We start from the raw sequence: 21,050 nt of genomic DNA on the forward strand, positions 1-21,050 counted from the left end.
ACGGACAATCCCAAGTGAGATAACCATGAGATCTGAAACACCTGAAATTACGCAGTTCCTGGCGCTCGATGATGTTCATATCGAATATTGCTATCTGCGAGGTGCACGTGATGGGTTTCCAACCTTTGTGCTGCTCCATGAAGGCTTGGGCAGCGCCAGCCAGTGGCGCGACTTTCCAGAACAGCTCCGCGACCGAACGGGCTGTTCGGTCGTCGTTTACAGCCGCCAGGGATATGGAAAGTCGAGCTCCGTCGAACTGCCTCGGCCACTTGACTTCCTGAGTCAGCATGGCGTTCAAGAGCTTGGGCGCGTTATCGACACTTTGAGCCTCAGCAGTGTTGTACTTCTGGGTCACAGCGATGGAGGATCTATCGCCCTGGCGTACGCCGCTATCAATGATCCCAGGGTATTGGGAACAATTGCTCTCGCCCCACATGTGCTGGTTGAGAAACGAACGCTTGAGGGTATCCGCGCCTCGACACTGCATTGGCAGCGCGGCACGTTCCGCGATCGCCTGATACAGCATCATGGAGCGAATGTGGACGGCGCTTTTTATGGATGGAGCAACTCCTGGCTCCACCCGCAATTCACGCTTGCCAAGATCACCTGCTGCCTTGCAAACATCAAGACCCCGTTGCTTGTCCTTCAGGGCCGCGAGGATCAATACGCGCCCCTTGAGCAACTGAATGTTATCCAGCAATTGGTAGTGGCGTCCTGTCAATGCGTAGCACTGGATCATTGTCAGCACTTCCCGCATAGGGAGGCCACCGAGCAGACGCTGCATCTGATCAGCAATTTCATCACGGACATGAGCGCTTGACGCACCGCGCTTGGCCGACGCTCATTCACTTGAAAGTGCCCTTGGTTTCTGGGGCCAGGAAGCTTCCGAGTAAATAAATCACTGACAACACAAGAGCAAAGACCGCCAGTACCTGAGGGATGTGCTCTGCGCTTCCGCTGAGCAGTGACACAAAGGTTGGCATCGTACCGCCCAATGCAAAACCGATGTTCCACGACAGTCCAGTGCCACTTGCGCGCAACTCGGTTGTGAAGCGCTCGTTCAGGAAAATCAGCAGTGGCGCGATTATTGCTCCGCCCATAAATGAAATACCTGAACTGTAAAGGGCGGTACGCAGCAACGAGGTAGAGTCAGCTATGTGCATGAATAGATAAGGCAGCGCTACGAGATTCAGTACTCCGAGCACGATAAATGTCTTTTTTCTCCCCAGAAGGTCGCTCAAGTACCCAAAAAGAAGTGCGCCAACAATCGTGGCCAGCGCTCCATACATCAATAGCTGGGATGTTTCACCATATGGCACCTTGGCGACAGTATTGAGCAAGGTAGGTAGATAGCCACAGGCGAGATAATAGGTTGCACCACCGCCAAAGGTCAGGAGCAAGTTGACCAACATCACCTTACGATATTCCGCACCGAACAGGCGCTTCAGTGGCTTTTCCACAACTGCGGCATCAGGGTTTTTGCGGGTTTTCTGAAGCTGTTTCCAGGCAGGGGTTTCTTCGAGGTAGCGGAACATCAGCAAACCGAAAGCCGTGCTGATCAGCCCGCAGAAAAACATGCAGCGCCATCCCCAGACATCGAAGGCTTCATTTGGAAATACCTTCACAAGAATCAGATATGCAAAGGACGCCAGAAGTGACCCCATACCGGCACCAGCGCCGCCGACCAGCCCGGACATCAAGCCGCGGTATTTCGGAGAAATTGACTCGGTTCCGATGGTATGAGTGGACGCAACAATACCGCCGACGAAGATACCCTGGATTACTCGCAGAGTGAGGAACAAGATGGGTGCGAGTATCCCTGCCTGCGCCAGCGTAGGGAGCACACCGAATAGGGCGGTCGAGATGCCAACACCCACCATCGACAACATCAATGCTTTTTTGCGACCGTGCTTGTCGGCATAAGCACCGAAGATGGCAGAACCCAACGGCCTGACCAGCAATGCCACTGCAAATGACGCATACACCGCAGCCAAAGAAAGCGTAGGCGTACTGGAAGGAAAAAATAGCCGTCCGATAATTGGGGCAACGTACAGAAGGATAAACAGATCAAACAGATCCAGTGCCCACCCAAAGGTTGATGCAAAAGCCGCCAGAAGAGCTTTTCGGGCCGGTAGGTATTCTGCTGGGGTGGCTTGAATTATCGGAGCATCTGAAGCAGTTGTAGTGCCAGTGTGTGTAGTCGCCATGAAAGTGACCTCAGATTTTTATAGTTATAACGGAGGCGTGACCCATCACCAGCGCTATCTAACACGCCGGTGAGGTCTGCATTCATCTCTTCGGCCAGTTCTACAGATGTAGAATGAATCATTGGCCAGTACTTCTAGGGTGTCCCCTGCAGCTCTTAACATCACATGCAGGGGTAAGTTGCCTTAGGAGATCACTCTCCTTTGAAAACCGCCTTGCGTTTACCGTGGAAAGCTTCCACACCTTCTTTAAAGTCGTGAGAACTGCGCAGGCGGCTGTAGCAGTGGCCTTCCATCTCGATAGCGACTGATAATGGTGAGTTTTCATTGTCATTGATCAATCGCTTCGCTGTGCGCTGCGCGATTGGAGAGAAGCAACGTAGTTCGTCTACCAACGCATCCACTGCTGCTTCAAGCTCTGCATCCGGAACCATTTCAGTCGCGATTCCCCAATCGTAGGCCTGCTCCCCACTGACACGTTTGGCTCGCATAACGATGTGTTTGGTACGCGTGATACCGATCATTTTCTGCAGGCGGGCTGAACCGCCAGATCCTGGGATTTGCCCCAAATTCTGTTCAGGCAGCGCGTAACGTGTGGTTTCCGACGCAATACGAAAGTCACAAGCCAGCGAGAACTCGAAACCGACGCCGAATGTGTAGCCGCGATTGGCAGCGATGACCGGTTTTTCACAACGAGTTGGCGCAGCAACGTTCCACGCAAGCTTGGACACATGCTCTGGAGAGGCTTCAAGAAATCCCTTGATATCGCCGCCGCTTGAGAAATGCTCACCCTCCGAGCGCAGCACAATTACCCTGACGCCCGGATGTGCATCAAGTGCCTCAAACACTTCGCGCATTACATCGCGTTGACTCATGGCGATGACATTAAAAGGAGGGCGATTGAGAATGATGTCTGCACGCTCGCGAGCGGTATCCACGACAACCTGAAAGCCGTCGAATTTTGTATTCAGAAATTGTTCAATCGATTGCAGTTGCATGGGATGTCCTCTTGTTATTAACACGCGGTTTTCAAGGCTTTAGCCAGATGCTCTTCAATGAGCGTGCGGCGCAACACCTTGCCAACTGGCGACTTGGGGATCAGATCAATGAATTGGTACTGGCGTGGACGCTTGAATTTGGCAAGGCCTGATGCCACACAGTGAGCATCGAGCTCGGCCTCGGAAATCTGAGCGCGTAATTTGATAAACGCTGCAATGGTATTGCCCCATTGCTCATCGGGCAGGCCTACGACGACCACCTCCTCTACAGCCGGGTGCAACGAGAGCAAACTCTCAATTTCAACCGGACTTACGTTCTCACCACCGGTAATGATCAGATCGTCAACTCTTCCGGTGACAAACAGGTCGCCATCAGCGTCCAGGTATCCAGTGTCGCCAGTGAAATACCAGCCGTCACGCAAGGCTTTCGCATCCGCATCGGGACGATTTAGGTATCCCTCAAACGCCTCTTCGCCTTGCAAATCGGCAACGATCTGCCCCTCCTCACCCTGCCGCACTTGGACGCTGGCATCAGGGGCATCAATAGGGACAATACGAATGCGTTGGTTCAGCGCCCCCCGGCCAGAAGAGCCTGGTTTGTGATACGCATGCTGATGGATAGCCAAGGTGTAAATCTCAGAGCAACCGTAGTGATTAACGAATAGCTCCGGCTCAAATGAAGCCTCCACGCGCTTCATCAGTCCATCACTCATCGGCGCACCTGCGAAGCCTATCTTCTTGACGCTGCGCACTCTTTCTTTGATGAACGCCGGGTGCTCAATGAGCATGTGGTATAGCGTTGGAACCAGATAGAGATTGGTTACCTTCTGCTGTTCAATAGCCTGCAGTGTGGCTTCAACATCGAAACGCGGCACGCAGGCGAAATGACCGTCGACCAGAGCCATTGCCAACAGCGAGCGTACGCCCATAGTGTGGTATAGAGGCATTACGCCCAACGTACACTCATCATGCTGGTACAGATTTTGTGCAACGTGCGCTATCGCAGCAGCGCGCTCGGCACGGTGCCTGCGGGGCACCCCCTTAGGCTTGCTCGTGGTTCCGGACGTGTAGAGCAGGAGGGAAAAATCTTCCGCTGTCGCTCGCAAAATAGGAGCGCGTGGAGACTGCGCCATCAGGGAGTCGAAAGTTATATCGAATGGCGTCGCCAACAGGTCGCACCCGATTCGAGGGATATCTTTCGCTTCTGGGCAACCGGCAACCGCCAGAGCCATAGAGTCATCGTAGGCGATTGCTTTGACATCAGCGTCCGTGATGAAGTGGCTCAGCTCCTGGCAGGTAGAACGCCAGTTCAACGGAACTGTTACGATTCCTGAGAACTGGCAAGCCCAATGGATTGTTGCCATTTGCCAGCGGTTCTGCATGGGGACCAATACTCGATCGCCCCGTTTGATGCCCAGATTTTCAAGTCCGTGGGCCACACGCTGAATATCGTCGTACCAGCTTTCGTAGGTTTTGCTGAGAGAGCCTTCGCTGATTGCAACCGCATGTGGACGGCGCTCTACAGCTGCGAGGAAGGTGCGTCCTAGATCGAACATTATTGTTTTGCCTCCATGTTCGTTTGGCGTTGTAAAGCGACTTCAAGTACCGCCTGGACAATACCGGTGTAACCTGTGCACCGGCACAAGTGCCCGGAAAGCATGTCGCGAACCTGTGCTTCATCAGGGTTTGGAACTTGTTCTAGAAAATGGACGCTCGACATCAAAATGCCCGGTGTGCAAAAACCGCACTGGAGCGCATGGTGGCGCTTAAATGCCTGCTGAAGATCATTGAGCACATCGTCCTGAGCCAGCGACTCTACGGTATCGATACGATGCTCATGACTTTGAACCGCTAGCATGAGACAAGAGCGTGTCGCCACACCGTCTACCAAGATAGTGCACGCGCCGCAGACACCGTGTTCGCATCCGACATGTACACCTGTCATGCCCAAATCATGTCGCAGAAAATCGCTGAGCTGGGTACGGGCTTCTGTCGAGGCCTCACGCGTCCGGCCGTTGAGCTGCAAGGTGACGATTTGACGCTGATCCGCATTGACCCGCATGGTCATACTCCTTCCACCAGACGCTGCCCAAGCTCGCGTACCAACTGACGTCGATAGGCGGCACTCGCATGTGTATCGTCCTGGGCGCCAAGAGACCAGGCGACCACGTTCAATTCGTCGTTCAACGTTTGGCCCAGGGTGAGTCGACGGCGCTGAGGTCGATCACTGACACCACCGATTCCCAGATCCGCATGCTCGCGGTGAATCGCAGCAGCAAGCGCCACGATGGCGAAATCGCCATGACGCATCGCGATCTCCTGGAAGCGGTAAGTGACACCATCGCGTTTCAATGGAAATCGGACTTCGGCAACCAATTCAGCGGGCTGTTTGGCGGTACTGAGGATGCCTTGGAAAAAATCCGAAGCTTTAACTATCCTTGAGCCCTTTTTGGACTCAAGAACGACTTCTCCACCCAACGTGACAAGGCACAGCGGCAACTCTGCACTTGGATCTGCATGGGCAACAGACCCGCAAACCGTGCCACGGTTGCGTGTCTGAAAATGACCGATCCAAGGCATCGCCAGCGCCAGAAGAGGAACTTCTTCAGAAAGGGTCGGCCTTGACAACAACTGCGCCTGGCGCACTGCTGCTCCTACAGTTAGGCTACCTTTACGAACATCGATGTAATTGAGATCCGCGACTTCATTGATATCGATCAGCAACTTGGGCTGGGCCAGGCGCATGTTCAATACCGACATCAGCGATTGACCGCCTGCCAGAATCCGGGCGTCGTTGCCGTATTCAGCGAGGAGTGCCAGAACTTCCTTGCGGGTGGTGGCGCGAACATAATCAAAGACCGGCGGTTTCATTGCTCGCCCCCTTTGCCAAACGCTTTGGCAATTATCGATTTCAACCGTGACCACGCGCCGACGCTGACTTTCTGGCCGCTCACGCGTTGAGATAGCCTCGTGAAAATCTGGCCGATGATGACCTTGGAGGCGCTTTGAAGCATGCGCCCTCCGACCGCCGCGACTTTGCCGCTGATGGATACCTGATAGCGATATTCCATCCGGGTGTGACCATTTTCCAATGCGACGAAGGTGATGTTGGCGTGACCGGACGCCGAGCCCATGGAGCTGCTTCCAGAACCGGACAGTTTGAGAGAATGAGGTGCTTTGAGGTCGCTCAGAGCGACCTTAGCGGCAAATCGCGCACGAATCATCCCGACGCCAACCGTGACATCAGCGACATATCGATTCTCCCCTTCCAGCTCCAAATCATGACAACCTGGGATGATGACTTTTAACGTCTCTGGATCCAGAAGCGTGTCAAACACCACCTGCGGCGATGCAGGAATTTCCACAGAGTCGTTGGCTCTTAGCGCAGATCCTCCTGCTTTTCCAGCAGGCTCCTCGTCTTCTTCCATCCCCACAGGACGCGCTGGCTCTTGAATGCCAATGAGGGTACGTACCTTGGAGGGCGTCAATGGCAGCCGGATATCAGACCGGCCCAACGCGTCCGCTACCGCATTGGCGATGCATACCGGCGTGCTCATGTTATTGCCCTCCCCGACCCCTTTAGCGCCCAGTGGCGTAAAGGGGGAAGGAGTTTCCATATGCAAAATGAGTGGTTCGATCACTTCCGGAGCAGTGGGAACGAGATAATCGGCAAACGTACCCGACAGGAAACTCCCATCATTTCCGTAAGCGAATTCCTCCATGAGTGCTGCACCGAGCCCTTGGGTGAAACCACCCCGTATCTGCCCGTCTACAAGGGCTGGATTGAGCATGCGGCCTGCGTCATGGCTGGTGACGTAACGATCGATATGGATCTGTCCAGTGACTCTGTCGATTTCAACCGCACAGATGTCAAAAACAAAGCCGTAACACAGTGAGGTGTTTACCAGATCTGAATCATCCGGAGCGGTCAGCTGGGGCGGTGTCCAGAATGCAGTTTCACGCATTCCTCCAGGTTCACCCTCAGGTAGCAGCGCAGGCGACCAGTGAGCCGTGCCCGCAATACGGTGGAAAGGCGCTGCCGACCCGTCTACTACAAAGACCTTGCTGTCAGCGAAGCGGATATCTTTCACCTCTGCGCTCAGTTGCTTGGCGGCAATGCGAGCTAACCGGTCACGTATTTTCACGGCAGCTTGATGTACAACCCCTGCGACCGCACCGGCAAAGCGGCTTGAATAGTTACCCGAAGCGATCGACCAAGAATCCTTCTGTGTATCCAGCTCGACATTAACGATGATGGAATCAAAAGGCACACCCAGTACGTCAGCCACTACCTGAGCTGCTGCGGTTTGATGCCCTTGACCAGCGGGAGTGGAAGAGATGTGTACGGTGACATCACCCAACGGCCCGACAGAGACGGTGGCGGTGCTTACGGCCCCGTTTTTTGGGCCGGCTTTGCGACGCTCTTCCGGAGTCATCGCAGCAGTGATGTAGCCCATGTTGGAAATAGATGGCTCGACCACGGCCGCGTAGCCGATACCATACAGCCTGCCCTCAGACCGGGCTTTCGCTCGCCGATCAAGGAGCTCCGAAAGGCCACCATCTGTGATCGCCAGCTGCACTCCACCTTGATAATTACCGGAGTCCAGCAACGCACCAGCGGCTGCGCGGTAGGGGAATGCGTCTACTGGAACCAGGTTGCGACGGATAACGTCCAGAGGATCGAGGTTCAACTGTGCAGCGATATGCTGCATCAGCCGCTCAAGGGCGAAATAGACTTGAGGGCCGCCAAATCCGCGGTTCAGGCCGCTGGGCGTCTTGTTCGTCAGCACTACACGGTTACGTACCTGCAGGTTACGAATAGCATAGGCACCGGTAAGATTGCCGTGCATACGGTAGAAGGTTGCAGGTTCCGGCGCGCGTAGATAGCCTCCGCAATCGTCTATCTGATCGTAGCGAAGCGCTGTAACTACACCGTTGCCATCGACAGCGGCTTCAATTTCGCTAACGCGGTTGGTGGCTGATGAAGCTCCTTGCAGATGCTCCAGTCGATCTTCGACCCACTTCACAGGTGCGCCGACTTTTCGAGCTGCCAACCCCATCATGACGACGTAAGGGAATACGCCTTGCTTGATCCCAAAGCTGCCACCTGAATCTTTGGGTGTACGCAGTCTCAGTTGGTTGCTTGAAACGTTTAACGCCCGAGCCATTACCGTGTGCAATGCATACGGGCCTTGGAAGTTGGCCATCACATCGTAAACGCCGGACGTGCGTTCGAACTGCGCCAGAACCACATAACATTCGATTGGCGTACATGAGCTACGAGGGAACTGAATTTTCAAAGAGATCTTGTGAGCCGCATTTTCAAATGCCTGCTCTGGCTCGCCGTAGCGAAAGTGACGCTCATTGACTAAGTTACTTCCGACCGCCTCGTGAAGAATCGGCGCGCCCTCTTCGATCGCAGCTTCAGGATCGACAACCGCAGCGAGCTGCTCGTACTTGACAATGACACCTTCTATCGCATCCTCAGCCAAATACCGGTTGTCTGCGACGACCACTGCAACCGGCTCTCCCACATAACGCACTTTATCGACGGCGAGGCACCAGTGCTCCATTGGCTGTCTCACACCAACGGCAAAAGGCTGAGCCCAGCGCTTGACGTCATCACCTACGAGAACGCCGTGAACACCTTTCATCGACAACGCTTTGGTGAAGTCTATTCCTGTTATGCGAGCATGGGCGTGGGGAGAGCGAATGATCGCGGCATGCAATGTTCCGGGAGGGATGGCGCTGTCATCTGCATAACGCCCAAGGCCTCTGAGAAGTGCAGCGTCTTCAATACGCGACTGGCGTGCGCCGACGTGGATTCCGTCGGCAGAAGGACTTTGACTGTTCATTTCCACGACTCTTGTTTTATGCGGCGCGTCCGGTTGATTGGCGCTGTGCTTTGGAATTGAGTGTGAGAGCAGTGGATTGAATGCGCATTGCCTGTCCGCATGCAGTTTCGCATCGGAGTATGGAAATTTGCCTTAGAGTCTGATTGGGACGCTGCTGAGGGCAATGATCCGCAACACTCGGTGCTGCGCGCTGTCCGGCGCTTGGCCGGGCGGAGAGGTATTTGACGTGCAGATAGCAGGTTAAAGGTGCAAAGAGGGAGCGTGAATAACGGCTGATTTAAGAAGATACGCTGATTGCGAAGGGCTGAGAACGGGAAGATCCGGCATCCTGCCACTTGGGCCTTATCGGGGAATGGTGCTACCCGTTCGACACCCTCAGCAACGAACCGCTCGCTACGTCATGGGCCGTATCGTCGCAATCCCCATGCTTAATTTCCCCAACGCTTGAACAAGACGCCGGCATGTACTCCATCAAAACCAAAGCCATTTGAGAGCGCGTATTCAATGTTCATCGCCTGCGGTTCCACGTGACGATGCGCAAGTCTCCTACTGCTTCGTTCGGATTAGCAAAGTTCAACGTGGCTGGCACGATCTGCTCGCGTAGCGCAAGAATGATAAATATTGCCTCCAACCTACCAGCAGCCCCCTAGCAAATGACCAGTTGCAGATTTTGTCGAGGCCACAGCGATCGTCGAATTTTCTCCGAACACAGCCTTGACCGCCGCCAGATCCCCTTTTGTCACCCATCGGTGTGAAGCAGCGTGAGCATTGAGATGTTGTGTCTGCTCAGGGTTTGATGCCTGCATGCGCAATCGCTTTTTGTATCGCACGCCGACCGTCTTTCCATCTTCTGGGCTAGCAATGAGGTGGTAAGCGTCAGCGCTGGTGCCGTATTCCACTAGACCTCCTAGGATGTCGGCACCCCGCGCCACAGCGTGATCCAGGGACTCGATAACCAACATTGCAGCCCCCTCTCACCCATCACAAGCCCATCACGCTCCCGGTCAAAGGGAAGCCATGCTAGTTTGGGGGTATCGTTGATCCTCCCGACATCGCCCGCCCAGCGGCAAACCCACCAATGCTGACCCGATCGATTACAACCTCTGCACCACCACACATCGCGATTTCTGCCTCGCCATCACGGATTAGCCGAGCGGCGTCACCAACCGCCTGAACACTTGCAGCGCACGCCGTAACGGGTGCTACGATATTGCATCGCAGGCCGTGCTGGATCGACACGTAGCCGGCGTCAAGTTGCCTAAGGGAAGGAATAGTAAATGGGGAAAGACGTTTGGGCCCCCTTGCTGTCTGTGGTACGAACGGCGTCAGCTATGGGTCCGCTCTCCAATATCCGGTCGTAGGATTCCAGCAGCCTCCGTCGTGGTGAAGAGGTCACATAGTCATTAGGAGCCTAAGAAACGATATCAGCATGCTATTACTATCATCAAACACCAGTCTAGTAGTTGCATACGCATGTATATCGCACCTGAATGCATCTGATCCAAAATCGCGCGCAGCCGATGTGAACGCGCTCAGGTACGTATATTATCAGAGCGGCGGCTGGGAGCCATTGCTATGAGTATCTATCCTGGAGCGCTTAGATATCTGTTGCTGTGATAGTTGGGCGGCTTTAGCCTGTTAAACAGGTGGTGCAGTTCGATTGTCGGTCATATTCTAGATTTGGAATCGGCTGACCAAAATCTGCAACTGATTCCCCAACTGAGCAAGTTGCATACTGGAAATCGCTGTCTCATCACTGGCGGCCGCTGTTTGTTCTGATGCATCACGCACCTTCACAATGCTTCGACTGATTTCATCAGCTACCACGCTCTGCTCTTCCGCTGCGGCTGCTATTTGCTGGTTCATTGCCTGGATACCCGAAACGCTTCGCGTAATACTCCCCAATGACTCCCCTGCTCTACGTGTCAGCGCTACGCTACTGTCGGTCAGGTTTCTGCTTGCAAGCATCAAACTGGATACCCGTTGCGTTTTATCTCGCAATCCGGAAACCAGAGCTTCAATCTCCTCGGTTGATTGTTGAGTGCGCTGGGCAAGCCCTCGAACCTCATCAGCCACCACCGCAAATCCCCTGCCTGCTTCGCCAGCGCGCGCAGCTTCAATAGCGGCATTGAGTGCCAGCAGGTTCGTTTGCTCAGCGACTGTCTTGATCACATCCGTTACCTTGCCAATTTTGTCGCTCTCCAGCTCAAGACCAATCATGGCTTCGCTTGAGCTAACAACACCTATGGCCAAGCGCTCGATCTGAAGAATGACCTCTGCGACTAAACGATCCCCCTCCCGGGCTTGACCATCGGCCCTAAGGGCTGACGTGGATGCATGCTCAGCGTTGCGGGCGACTTCTTGAACGGTGGCCGACATCTCATGCATTGCGGTTGCAACTTGATCAGTCTCAATCTTCTGACCACTTACCACTGCCCTGCTCTGTTGGGTGACGGCCGAAAGCGCGTCTGCAGCGCCAGCAATATGGGTTACGCCCTGGGATATTCCTCGTATCAGGTCGCGCAGGGTCGTCCCCATCTGTTGGATCCCATCCTGCAATTGGCCCAACTCGTCACCTCGCACTGAAGGATCGAAATAGGTCAGGTCGCCCGACGAAATTCGGTTGATCACCGCGACGGTTTCCTTAAGGGGGCGAGTGATCTGGCGGGTGATCAGAATTGCCGCCAAGGCACCCAGGATCAATGCAAGCAATGCGACCGATATCTGAACGATCCTCGAATGAGTGCTTTCACGATCTCGTACAGAAGTTTGGAGTTTGTACATTTCCTCATTCACAGCAAAAAACGTAACTCCAAGCTCACGTAGATCTTGAGTAATCGACTCGATACTTTTGTTGGCAGCAATGAATGCGTCGAGCTGTAGCTCGTACTCCAGCATGATTGCTTCCAGCCTTTTCAACAATGTGGCCTGGGCGTCCCCTAGTAATGGCTCCAGCGTTTTGGCACTCGCGATTGCGTTACCCAACTGAGTCAACGCGCCTTGTCGGTTTTCCGCATTGGCATTCGCGGCGTATCTAAAAATCGCATATTGAGCTAACGCTACGCCCCGCCGTACGTTCATCAGACCACGATAACGGTCCAGACTGACCTCGCCCCCTCCGCCCGCCAGCAACAGAGTTTCAGCAAGTTCATCAATTGACGAGATGGCGTTGGTAGCCTGGGCATCAAAACTTGAGCGGATGCGGTTGGCACTATGATAACCGTCGCGCAACTTTTTCAGCGCCCCTTCGTAGCGCACACTGGTATCGATCATTTGATTGAGCAGTCTGGACTCATCTGGACTTTGAAGAATCGCTTGAAGAGCCTGTTGCTGTATTTTGTACCTATCCAGCGCATCGAACATGGCTTGGTCGGCTGCCTCATCACCATTTGCCAGTAAATATTGCAGACGGGCCACACGCAAATTTCCTAGTTGGTCGCTCAACGTGGCGATGCTGGTCATGAGGTTACTGCGAGCGATAAGCCTGTCTAGGCTGATCCACCCCACGAAAGCGACCGAAAACGCAAGGGCCAAAACCAGCCCAAACCCCAGGCCTAACTTCCTTGTCACGCTGATGTTCGCAAACCAGCTGTTCATTCTCTTATCTCACGATTTAGTTAGCTGATGGATTAACAGTGTTTTTGCACTGTTACATCTAACGACGGTTGCTCAAGTGACAATTTACTCACCCTTCTCAGGGTCGCCTTTCGACGCGTATGCCGGCGTTCGTCAACAAGCGAGGGACTTAATTTCCAAAACAGCCGGCATTCGCATTCAAGATTTAAAAAAGAGGTAAGGTGTAGCTCAGAATTAGGCGGTTTTCATCTTGCTGCCTAGCATTGGGGATGTTGTTACGCCACATACCGTTTTTCCACATCATGCCCAAACCTTTCAGCGCGCCAGACTGCACTACGTAGGACAGCGTTAAGTCCCTCTCCCACTCGCTGGCGTTACTGGTGCTGGGTGTGTCTATTCCATCTCCTTTCACGTAAACCAACCCAGCAGTTGCCCCAGAAATGCCTACTGCAGCAAAATCGTATGAGTATCGAGCTTGCCAAGTCTTCTCACCGGCGCGGCCGAATTTCTGAATCTGCATGTCGGTTATGATGTAAGCGGAAGAGCCATCCCCTTGGTTCAGCCAAGGAAAATCACTATTTCCATTACTGGACTGATAGCCGCCGCCGAAGGTATGCCCCCCTACCGTGTAAAGGAACAGCCCACTATAGAGGTTGTTATCAACTTTGCCTTTTGTCACATTGCCGCCGTAATACCCTGTGGTGTAATACAGAGGGTCGTGCCCGTTGGCACCGTCATCCTTACTGTTGAAATATCGGAAATCGCTTTTAAGTACCCCTGGGCCAACTGCCCAGTTATGTGTCAATCCCAAGAAGTTCTGCTTATAAAAATCCTCCAGATTGCCGTAGTAGTATTGTGCAACAAGATCCTTGCTTAGTTTATAATCGCCACCAAAATAGATAAATTTATTACTGGTCTTCCCGGAAATGGCGTTATTGGCTCCACCATTGGCACCAGCAATAGATAAATTCTCATTATTGCTAGAGTTGCGGCTTTTAACCTGCTCAATCTGGCCGCCTATCAGCGTCAGATCTTTGATATCCGACGTGGTAATTTGTTCGCCCTGCCACGTCTGTGGAAGCAAACGCCCGTCGTTGGAAACTAGAACTGGAGTTTGAGGCATCAAAGTACCCAGTTTCAGTTCGGTCTTGGAAAATTTGGCCTTGGCGGTTAACCCCAAGCTTGAAAAATCGTCCACCGCTTTGTTACCGTCACTGGGGAATATGTTCCCTGAGTATGCATTGCCCGTAGGGTTGCCATGCTTATCTGCACTGGAGTCCAGTTTAATACCGAGTAGCCCGACGGCGTCGATCCCAAAGCCCACCGGGCCCTGCGTGTACCCAGACGTGAAGTCAATTCGAAATGCTTGGCCCCACTCCGCTTGATAGTTCTGACCTGCAGCTTTTTGCGCCGCGGTGGCGGAGTCTCGATTATCGTTATTGATATAAAAATTACGCAACTTCAAACTGGCTGTACTGTCTTCAAGAAAACCTGCGGCGCCTGCATTTTGCACTAATACGCCTAAGCCTATAGCTATGGCAAAATTGGACTTATTCACTACGATGCTCCTATGCGGCTCTTTTTTTATATTTATCCGGACGGGTCGAAGGGTGACCAGTGTCGGGAGCATAGTTACTATACCCGCCCGGATATACGCAAATAACTTCATGCAAAATCAGACGCTAAGGCAAAAACTCGGACATCTTCGCGTTTTTGCATATCGCACAGCAAAATCTGAATGGCCAGCTCGGAAATTCAGAAAGTTCGGCTGACTATTAGGGAAATCCTGAAAAAGGCTTCCTGATTTGGCAAAATTCTCCCCACCAATCGCCGAGCTTTTCAATGAAGCAAATGACCTTCGCCGATGCTGAGTACGCCGGTAAACGCAAGCAGACCCGCAAGGAATTGTTCCTGATCGAGATGGATCGGGTCGTGCCCTAGCAGTATTTGATTGCCCTGATCGACACTCATTACTCGAAGGGCGAAGGTGGTCGTCCGGCCTATCCTTTGATGGCGATGCTGCGGGTTCATCTCATGCAGAACTGGTTCGGTTACAGCGACCCTGCGATGGAAGAAGCGCTCTACGAAATCACGCCCATACGTAAATCCAAGAAAGTCTTCCTCATAGATCGCATTCAGAACGGTAACAACCGCCTGCTGTACGATCTTGTCCTCCAAAGAAGCAATACCCAGCGAGCGTTGCCTGCCATCGGCTTTGGGAGTGTAGACCCGTCGCGAAGGCGTTGCCCTGAAGGCCCCGTTGTGAAGCCTTCCGTGCAACTCGGTCACACGGTGGAGAAGACCTTCCTCATAGTCTCGCCACGACATGCCGTCCATGCCCACCGCAGCATCGCACCGCAGGGCATAAAAGCTCTGCGCCAATAAATGTGGTGTGATGTGGTGCAGCAATGCCGTGAACTGCACGGGCCCTGAAGGCGCAGCGCCTGCCGCGGCCCTTGGCGACCTGAGTTTCGTGAATCAATCCTTGGGGCTAAAGGGTTCATCGGCAGCGCTGGGCGGGGTTCGGTATCGGCTCATCTATCCGGCATCGCCAGGGGCCCGCCGACGTTGGCGGGATTGAGCAATGCCGCCGCTCAATACTGGGCCCGCGCAGACGCCAACTGTAACGCCCAGGTTGAGGGTGCACGCCCCGGGCACTATCAGACCACGCTCTATCAGAACGAGCTGAATCGCTGCTCTATACGTGGGGAGCAGCCCGCTGAGCGACTCTCCCGCCGTAAAGCGGCGAGCCGTCAAGTCCCCGACCCGGATCAATTTTTCACTCGGCCCAAACGAGGTACGCGATTATCGATTGCGTCTCTACGTGACATTTGCCCAGGTCGGCGGACGCCCGTAGATCAAGGTCAACCAGGGTTGGGAAGCGTCACGCCACCGCCCTCGAACCAGCCTGACAGCCGGGGCATCACACCCGGGATCTACCGAGGCAATAACGTGCTGTTCGAATACGTCATTCCACGCACCACACCTCATGCAGGTTTGAACTCATTGGACATCAGCGCTGCTTCCGGAAAGGCAGGCGACGGTTTTTTAACCCCAGGTTTTGTGTACGACTGTGTTCAATGGATTGAGCGATAGAAGACAACGCTTGAAAGTAACCATCTTGGAGATATAGCGATGCCATTCACCCACGAATGCAGAAGTCCGCGACGTTCATGGCCTTTACCATGCGGGGTATATGGGCTACTGCTTGTGTTGCCGGAAATCGTGTCGGCGGCACCCAGCTTGCCGAGCCCGCCTATCAATACCCGTTGGGGTGTGGTATCTGAGCCCAGCTTGCCGACACGTTTGTGCATGACGCTGGTGGCCAACCTTGCGCCAGTCAAAGGCTCCATAGATAGCCTGGACAGCAATCCTAGCCAATCGAATCCGGATCAGAAGCGCATCCAGGCCGCGCTTGACAATTGCCCTTCTGGAAGTGCCGTGAAGCTGGTCGCCGGGGATGGCGAAAACAAGGGATTCCTCAGCGTCCCACTGGCAGACGCCGCGCTTGCTGCACATCAATGCAGGTACCGACTTCACCCTTTATGGTGTGGCGTTAGAGAACTCACCCAACTTTCACATCGTCCCCGACAACAGAACTCCGGACAAATTGACACCTGCCACTTGCTTCAATCCGCAGACGGTCAAAAATACTGATGGCTTTGACCCCAGTCCCGCGTCCAACGTACTGCTCGCCTACTCCTATATCAGCACAGGTGAAGATCAAGTGGCCATTAAATCGTCGAGGTCCAAGCAATCCAGTCACGACCTGATGTTTGCGCACAACCATTTCTACTATGGTCAAGGTATGTCGATTGGCAGCGAAACCGACGCAGGGGTGAGCGACTTGCTGGTAGATGATCTAGTCATGGACGGTTTCGATAGTGCCAACAGCAAAGACCTGCATATTAAGTCAGGCTCCAACCGAGGCAGACTGGTTAATCACGTCAGCTACCGAAACATTTGCATGCGCAGGATGCGGGGGCCGATTTTGCTGGACTCGTATTACGGTACCGATATCGGGACGAAACTGCCTCATTACACTCACCTCGTCTTCAAGTACATCCACTCCCCTGGGCAGCGTGACTTTCGGGGCCGGTACTCTGACGTGGGTCTGTTATTCCGGCTTGCCGATCGAACTCAGCCTGGACAACGTAGTACTTGATGACGGCACGCCCACCTTTGCGGGGAGCCGGCACGGTAGCCCGGTATCACCTACGCACGTGCAGGTTCAATTCAATGGCGGTCCCCTCAGCTTTTACCCGCTGGTCGAAGCAAACAGCCAGCGTGACAACGTTCTGGCGGGTACACCCCCAGCAGGGGTCGCCATTGATTGCAGCCATGCTTTTATAAGCTTTAAGACAGTACTATCTGACGCGCCTATCTGATTGCCGATAGTGGTGGCTCAACTTAGCAAAGCACGGAGGGCAAGTTAATGAAGGCCGGAGCATGAGATCCGTTCAAAGTTATTGAGAGGTCCCGTCTCTTCAGTTGATGAGGCGCTGATATCGTGATTTGCAAACCCGCACACATGAATACTCAGAGTGCTGCGGGTGGGGCGTCGAATCGACGACGGGGTGGATTCAAACCAGCGCGCACCGCTCGGATTGTTGGGGTAGTTCAAGACACTCATTTCGTTAGCGGGATTTTCTTAGACTCAAGCGCCTTGGGGGGGCATTTTGAATTGAGACGATTCGTCAGAGGTTATAACCACGGGAAAAAAGTTGAACGTCAACTGGTTCCCCCTGGAGAGGCCCGTACGCTAAGGGCAGAGCGGTCTGCGAGAACAACCGGAGGAACCACCAACCCATCATCTTAAAGAATCAGCGCAACCGGACGTTTGGACGCTTACTTCGCTGTAGGAGAGTATCGCCATCAGTAGCAGGCTCGTCCTTCGCGCCAAGGTTCGCCGTTGCCTCTGGCTCAATGCAAGTTCATCCATATAGCGCAGACTTTAATACTGCATCAATATAACCCCGTTATTGAAGCTATCCTGAACAGGCGCGAGGTTTTGAAAATTCACGTCAGCGAATGGGGAATCTGCTACGCATAGATCATCCAGGCATCCATTCATGGTTCGTTAGCTGTCCAATTTCGTAAATCCGCTGCGTCAGCACATCCTTGAGAGATGTTGTTCATACGGCGACAAGGACAAAGAACACTCGCAGCCTTCCTAAGCGCTCCGAGATCGGTATGAAGGTTATTTCAGTTCGCAGTTCAATGACGTCTTCCAGAAGTGGACAAAAAAAGTCGCTGGTGACGTAGTTTTCGGATATTAGGCGCGGTCTATCCTTCGTAGACTCGTCGGACGGATCCGTTGTCCACGTCTCAAAGGAGAATCCGCTGCGACGGACTAAGATTATCCACCGACCTTTGATCCTACAACGAATAATAAACAGAAGAAGCCAATGTATGTGAAGAATGCTAGGTACGTCGCCGCCTGGCCGAGTGAGCTCCTTCACAGTCTTCGGGACCTGACCATCATGGACCAACCCGTCCTGCAATATCGAACACAAGCAGGCGAAGCGGTCGCCATAGAAAACCGTTGCTATCATTGTCGTGTCCCCCCTGCATTTGAGCACGCTGGTGGGCGACAACGTCAATTTGGCTATCACAGGTTCACGGTCGACTGCCACGGAACATGCGTCAGCATTCGCAGCGAAGAGCAGATTACGCCGTAGGCGAAAGGGAAGACCTACCCGATCTACGAACGTCATCATCTTGCTTGGATATGGATGGGCGACCCAAACCGCGCAGATCCGACGCTCGTTCCCGACTTCTCATTATTGGACAACGCCGCGCATGCATGGCAGCAAGACTACATGCACGCCGAAGCCAACTATCGATTGATCAGCGACAACCTAAACGGCCTTAGTCATCTGACATTCATACACGGCTCGACGATCGGCAATCAAGCGACAGCACTAGCCGTCAGTAGAAAGTGACGAACGCAGCGTCGTTCAGACACGCTGGATGATCGATACGCCGACGCCCACGTACCGGCGACTCGCTGGATGCGATCAGAAAATCGATCGCTGGCAAATGATTAAATTTTTACCCCCATCGAACGTGGAGACCCGGACCGGCGGTCGACGCGTAAGTAGCGACGAGCGATCGTTCGAGGGGACAGATGTCATCAATGTACGCGCTACATGCGATCATGCCGGAGACCGAGACGACCAGCCACTATTTTTGGGCTCAAAACGCATGACTTCCGGATCGACGAACCAGAAGTGACGCGGGCGCTCTTTCTCGAGATGCAACGTGCCTTTCATGAAGATCTCGAGGTCTTCGCCGCACAACAGCAATCAGTCCTTCAGGACCCGAACAAGGAAGAGGTCAACTGTCGGGCGGATCGTGCGCAACTGCTGAACACTTGCACGAGGGCCAGCGTCCCGGCCTCCTGCGCGAGATTATTACCGTCAATAGCAATCGCATCGACCTTTTGCTCCAAGGTAAAGACTGGTTCCTGTATTGGAAATACAAGATATTCCATGACCAGATCAACCCATTCGCCGACTACGAAATCGAACGGCACAAGCGCTGAAGCAAGCGGCGTCAAACGCTCGTCAAGACAAATTTTTATCGGTAACAGTCATCGCGTCAGACTGACGAGGATGGATACTAATTGCGCGATCAAAGCCACAGACCATCAATTAGCACGGCTAATTTACGCCATGCACGTCCGCTAGTTTATAGGTGCGCTGGGCAGCTTGCGCACGTCTTGGCGAGTGGCCAGCTCTTTGTCTCATCTGCCAGATATGATGCACACGGTGCGCCACGGTAACGCCTTGACCGTGCTGCCCGCGTCAATGATCTACCACAGTTGGTGGATTCTTGCGGTGAGCGTTTACCGAAACTGCCGCTCATCGACTTTGCCTTGCTAATGCCCGAACACTCTTTACTCAACACTCGCCGCCTAGCACTTATCATCCACGATCAGTTCCAAGCGGCGAATGGACTCGAAGAGCACACTACGCGATGGCTAACGTAAGGCTTCATGCGAATGAAAAATTGCGCCGCTATCGAGAGAGTCAGCGTTTCCCAGCCGCGGTCGCTTGATAGTTATTGAACAACAAAGATCCATAACCCAACTGATCAAAACCGCCACTGTTAGCCCCATAAGCACCTGCCTCTGGCCCAAAATTATCCAGCATCTTTTTTGTGTAGGGTGCTTCAAGGTGTTTGATTCCTGCATAGTGATTGTAAATCAACGTCCAGATTGGGCGGGTGCTACCGCGACTGGCGGATGAAATATGAGTTTGAATCGAGCCGTCGCTGGTGGTGTAGTTGGTCCATGGAACATCATAAAGAAGATTATACTTGGCAACGTATTCACTGGCTTTCAAGGGCAGGTTATTATTAAAACTGAACAAGTCATCGCCTTGGTTCCACGCCATTTGGCAAATCACGCCAATTAATCCAATGTCTAAGGTAGAGTGTCCCTGGTCCCGTCCACTTTCCTGAACTTGAGCCAGACCGGGTTCCTTTCCAGTGCCTGGATAGACAGCCCACATTGCGTTGTTGAATGCGCCGTTGCCTTTTCCATGAAGCAAATAGTTCAACGATTCTTCATAGATATCGTGGCGATCCGTCAATATACCGATTGCCATCATCGAGGCAAGATTCGCCAAGTCCCAATTAGCCCAATAGTGCAGACCGGCTTCCCCATATCCATTGTGCTTGGTTATGAAATCGTGATTCATTGTATAAAAAACCCGAAGCATCATATCTTGAAATTGGGGCAGCTTTTTCCAACCTGGATAGGTCCGCATAATTTCTGCCGCATTAGCCAATTCGTAACCGTAAATACCAGACGCTAGATACTTGTCGCTCGTACCAATAACGTCGGTCAGTTTGCCGGCCCATGCATCAAGCACCTTAATCGCCGCATTGGCGTACTCCACATTTCCAGAGATTTTCCAACGGACAGCCAACTGATAAGCCGCTGCAGCATCGCGGTAAAGCACACCGTAATTGTCTTTACCCCACGAAGGGTTACCCCGCACGACCCTATCGACTGGCTTAGGCGTGTAATCAGCGACCGCGTAACGGCTTTTTTCCAAGAGATTCCAGCTATCGACGGCGGGTGAAGTATGAACACTAACGAGTCTCTTGGCTCTAGTAAAATCGTCCTCCGAACTCAGCATTCCCGGATGCACAAAGCCTTTGCTTTCAGCGTTGGCGCCGTTCACAGCGCATAGACCGATCATTAACACCATTGCGGCAAGTAACTTACCTTTCATTTTTTAACCTCAGGCATACCATTCGTAGAAACGGTAATAATAGCGGCCGGCAGCAGGAGAACTATGCAACCGTCAGCAGATATTAATCGGTACCTTCCGCTATTTCAATGAACAGGAGCTGAAAAAGTATGGCTAAAAACTTCAAACATTGAGTGACTGTCAGTAGCTATT

General features: G+C 53.2%; 14 protein-coding genes and 6 pseudogenes. 9 read left to right on the top strand and 11 right to left on the bottom strand.

The features are described from left to right. The first annotated feature begins 25 nt into the window (after positions 1 to 25). Positions 26 to 820: an alpha/beta fold hydrolase gene (locus V3W40_RS19810; RefSeq protein ID WP_330215536.1), complete on the top strand. Its 795-nt coding sequence runs from the start codon at positions 26 to 28 to the stop codon at positions 818 to 820. A gap of 25 nt (positions 821 to 845) precedes the next feature. Here the strand turns inward: V3W40_RS19810 and V3W40_RS19815 are convergent, their stop codons facing one another. The 10 genes and pseudogenes from V3W40_RS19815 to V3W40_RS19855 form a co-directional block, all read right to left on the bottom strand. Continuing rightward, complete coding sequence (locus V3W40_RS19815; protein WP_330208359.1) at positions 846 to 2,207, bottom strand: MFS transporter; 1,362 nt, start codon at positions 2,205 to 2,207, stop codon at positions 846 to 848. Between the two features lie 191 nt (positions 2,208 to 2,398). Next, complete coding sequence (locus V3W40_RS19820) at positions 2,399 to 3,202, bottom strand: enoyl-CoA hydratase/isomerase family protein (protein ID WP_330208360.1); 804 nt, start codon at positions 3,200 to 3,202, stop codon at positions 2,399 to 2,401. A 17-nt stretch (positions 3,203 to 3,219) separates the two neighbouring features. Continuing rightward, positions 3,220 to 4,758 (bottom strand): AMP-binding protein, encoded by a 1,539-nt coding sequence (locus V3W40_RS19825; RefSeq protein WP_330208361.1) that lies wholly within the window; start codon positions 4,756 to 4,758, stop codon positions 3,220 to 3,222. After that, a complete protein-coding gene (locus V3W40_RS19830) occupies positions 4,758 to 5,264 on the bottom strand; it encodes a (2Fe-2S)-binding protein (RefSeq protein ID WP_330208362.1) in 507 nt (168 codons plus the stop codon). The genes V3W40_RS19825 and V3W40_RS19830 overlap by 1 nt, the downstream gene beginning before the upstream one ends. A gap of 2 nt (positions 5,265 to 5,266) precedes the next feature. Then, positions 5,267 to 6,073, bottom strand: coding sequence for an FAD binding domain-containing protein (locus V3W40_RS19835; protein WP_330208363.1), 807 nt, complete (start codon positions 6,071 to 6,073; stop codon positions 5,267 to 5,269). After that, a complete protein-coding gene (locus V3W40_RS19840; RefSeq protein WP_330215537.1) occupies positions 6,070 to 9,057 on the bottom strand; it encodes a xanthine dehydrogenase family protein molybdopterin-binding subunit in 2,988 nt (995 codons plus the stop codon). Before V3W40_RS19840 ends, V3W40_RS19835 begins: the two co-directional genes overlap by 4 nt. 428 nt (positions 9,058 to 9,485) lie before the next feature. Then, positions 9,486 to 10,390: pseudogene (locus tag V3W40_RS19845) on the bottom strand (beta-ketoacyl synthase N-terminal-like domain-containing protein); the annotation flags it as partial. Positions 10,391 to 10,731: 341 nt separating this feature from the next. After that, a complete protein-coding gene (locus V3W40_RS34815; protein ID WP_442962859.1) occupies positions 10,732 to 11,595 on the bottom strand; it encodes a methyl-accepting chemotaxis protein in 864 nt (287 codons plus the stop codon). Beyond that, positions 11,587 to 12,654, bottom strand: a pseudogene (locus V3W40_RS34820) (methyl-accepting chemotaxis protein); the annotation flags it as partial. The gene V3W40_RS34815 and the pseudogene V3W40_RS34820, both read right to left, overlap by 9 nt. A gap of 184 nt (positions 12,655 to 12,838) precedes the next feature. Next, positions 12,839 to 14,191 carry an OprD family porin gene (locus V3W40_RS19855; protein WP_330215539.1) on the bottom strand — a complete coding sequence of 451 codons (1,353 nt, stop codon included), beginning with the start codon at positions 14,189 to 14,191 and terminating at the stop codon, positions 12,839 to 12,841. Positions 14,192 to 14,475: 284 nt separating this feature from the next. Here V3W40_RS19855 and V3W40_RS19860 point away from each other — a divergent pair. The 8 genes and pseudogenes from V3W40_RS19860 to V3W40_RS19875 all read left to right on the top strand — a co-directional run. Then, a pseudogene (locus V3W40_RS19860) lies at positions 14,476 to 14,731 on the top strand (transposase); the annotation flags it as partial. A 449-nt stretch (positions 14,732 to 15,180) separates the two neighbouring features. Beyond that, positions 15,181 to 15,729: a polysaccharide lyase family protein gene (locus V3W40_RS19865; protein ID WP_442962861.1), complete on the top strand. Its 549-nt coding sequence runs from the start codon at positions 15,181 to 15,183 to the stop codon at positions 15,727 to 15,729. 364 nt (positions 15,730 to 16,093) lie between these two features. After that, positions 16,094 to 16,798: a glycosyl hydrolase family 28 protein gene (locus V3W40_RS19870; RefSeq protein ID WP_442962856.1), complete on the top strand. Its 705-nt coding sequence runs from the start codon at positions 16,094 to 16,096 to the stop codon at positions 16,796 to 16,798. Positions 16,799 to 18,041: 1,243 nt separating this feature from the next. Next, complete coding sequence (locus tag V3W40_RS34825) at positions 18,042 to 18,314, top strand: Rieske 2Fe-2S domain-containing protein (RefSeq protein ID WP_442962857.1); 273 nt, start codon at positions 18,042 to 18,044, stop codon at positions 18,312 to 18,314. A gap of 141 nt (positions 18,315 to 18,455) precedes the next feature. Then, positions 18,456 to 18,578 (top strand): hypothetical protein, encoded by a 123-nt coding sequence (locus V3W40_RS34830; RefSeq protein WP_442962863.1) that lies wholly within the window; start codon positions 18,456 to 18,458, stop codon positions 18,576 to 18,578. Next, positions 18,577 to 18,723: pseudogene (locus V3W40_RS34835) on the top strand (hypothetical protein); the annotation flags it as partial. The gene V3W40_RS34830 and the pseudogene V3W40_RS34835, both read left to right, overlap by 2 nt. A gap of 40 nt (positions 18,724 to 18,763) precedes the next feature. Beyond that, positions 18,764 to 18,989: pseudogene (locus tag V3W40_RS34840) on the top strand (hypothetical protein); the annotation flags it as partial. 169 nt (positions 18,990 to 19,158) lie between these two features. After that, positions 19,159 to 19,313: pseudogene (locus V3W40_RS19875) on the top strand (IS110 family transposase); the annotation flags it as partial. 354 nt (positions 19,314 to 19,667) lie between these two features. Here the strand turns inward: V3W40_RS19875 and V3W40_RS19880 are convergent. After that, positions 19,668 to 20,828 (bottom strand): alginate lyase family protein, encoded by a 1,161-nt coding sequence (locus V3W40_RS19880; protein ID WP_330208392.1) that lies wholly within the window; start codon positions 20,826 to 20,828, stop codon positions 19,668 to 19,670. Between the last annotated feature and the right edge of the window lie 222 nt (positions 20,829 to 21,050).

This window comes from Pseudomonas sp. AM8, assembly GCF_036346475.1.
Classification (GTDB): Bacteria; Pseudomonadota; Gammaproteobacteria; order Pseudomonadales; family Pseudomonadaceae; genus Aquipseudomonas; species Aquipseudomonas marginalis.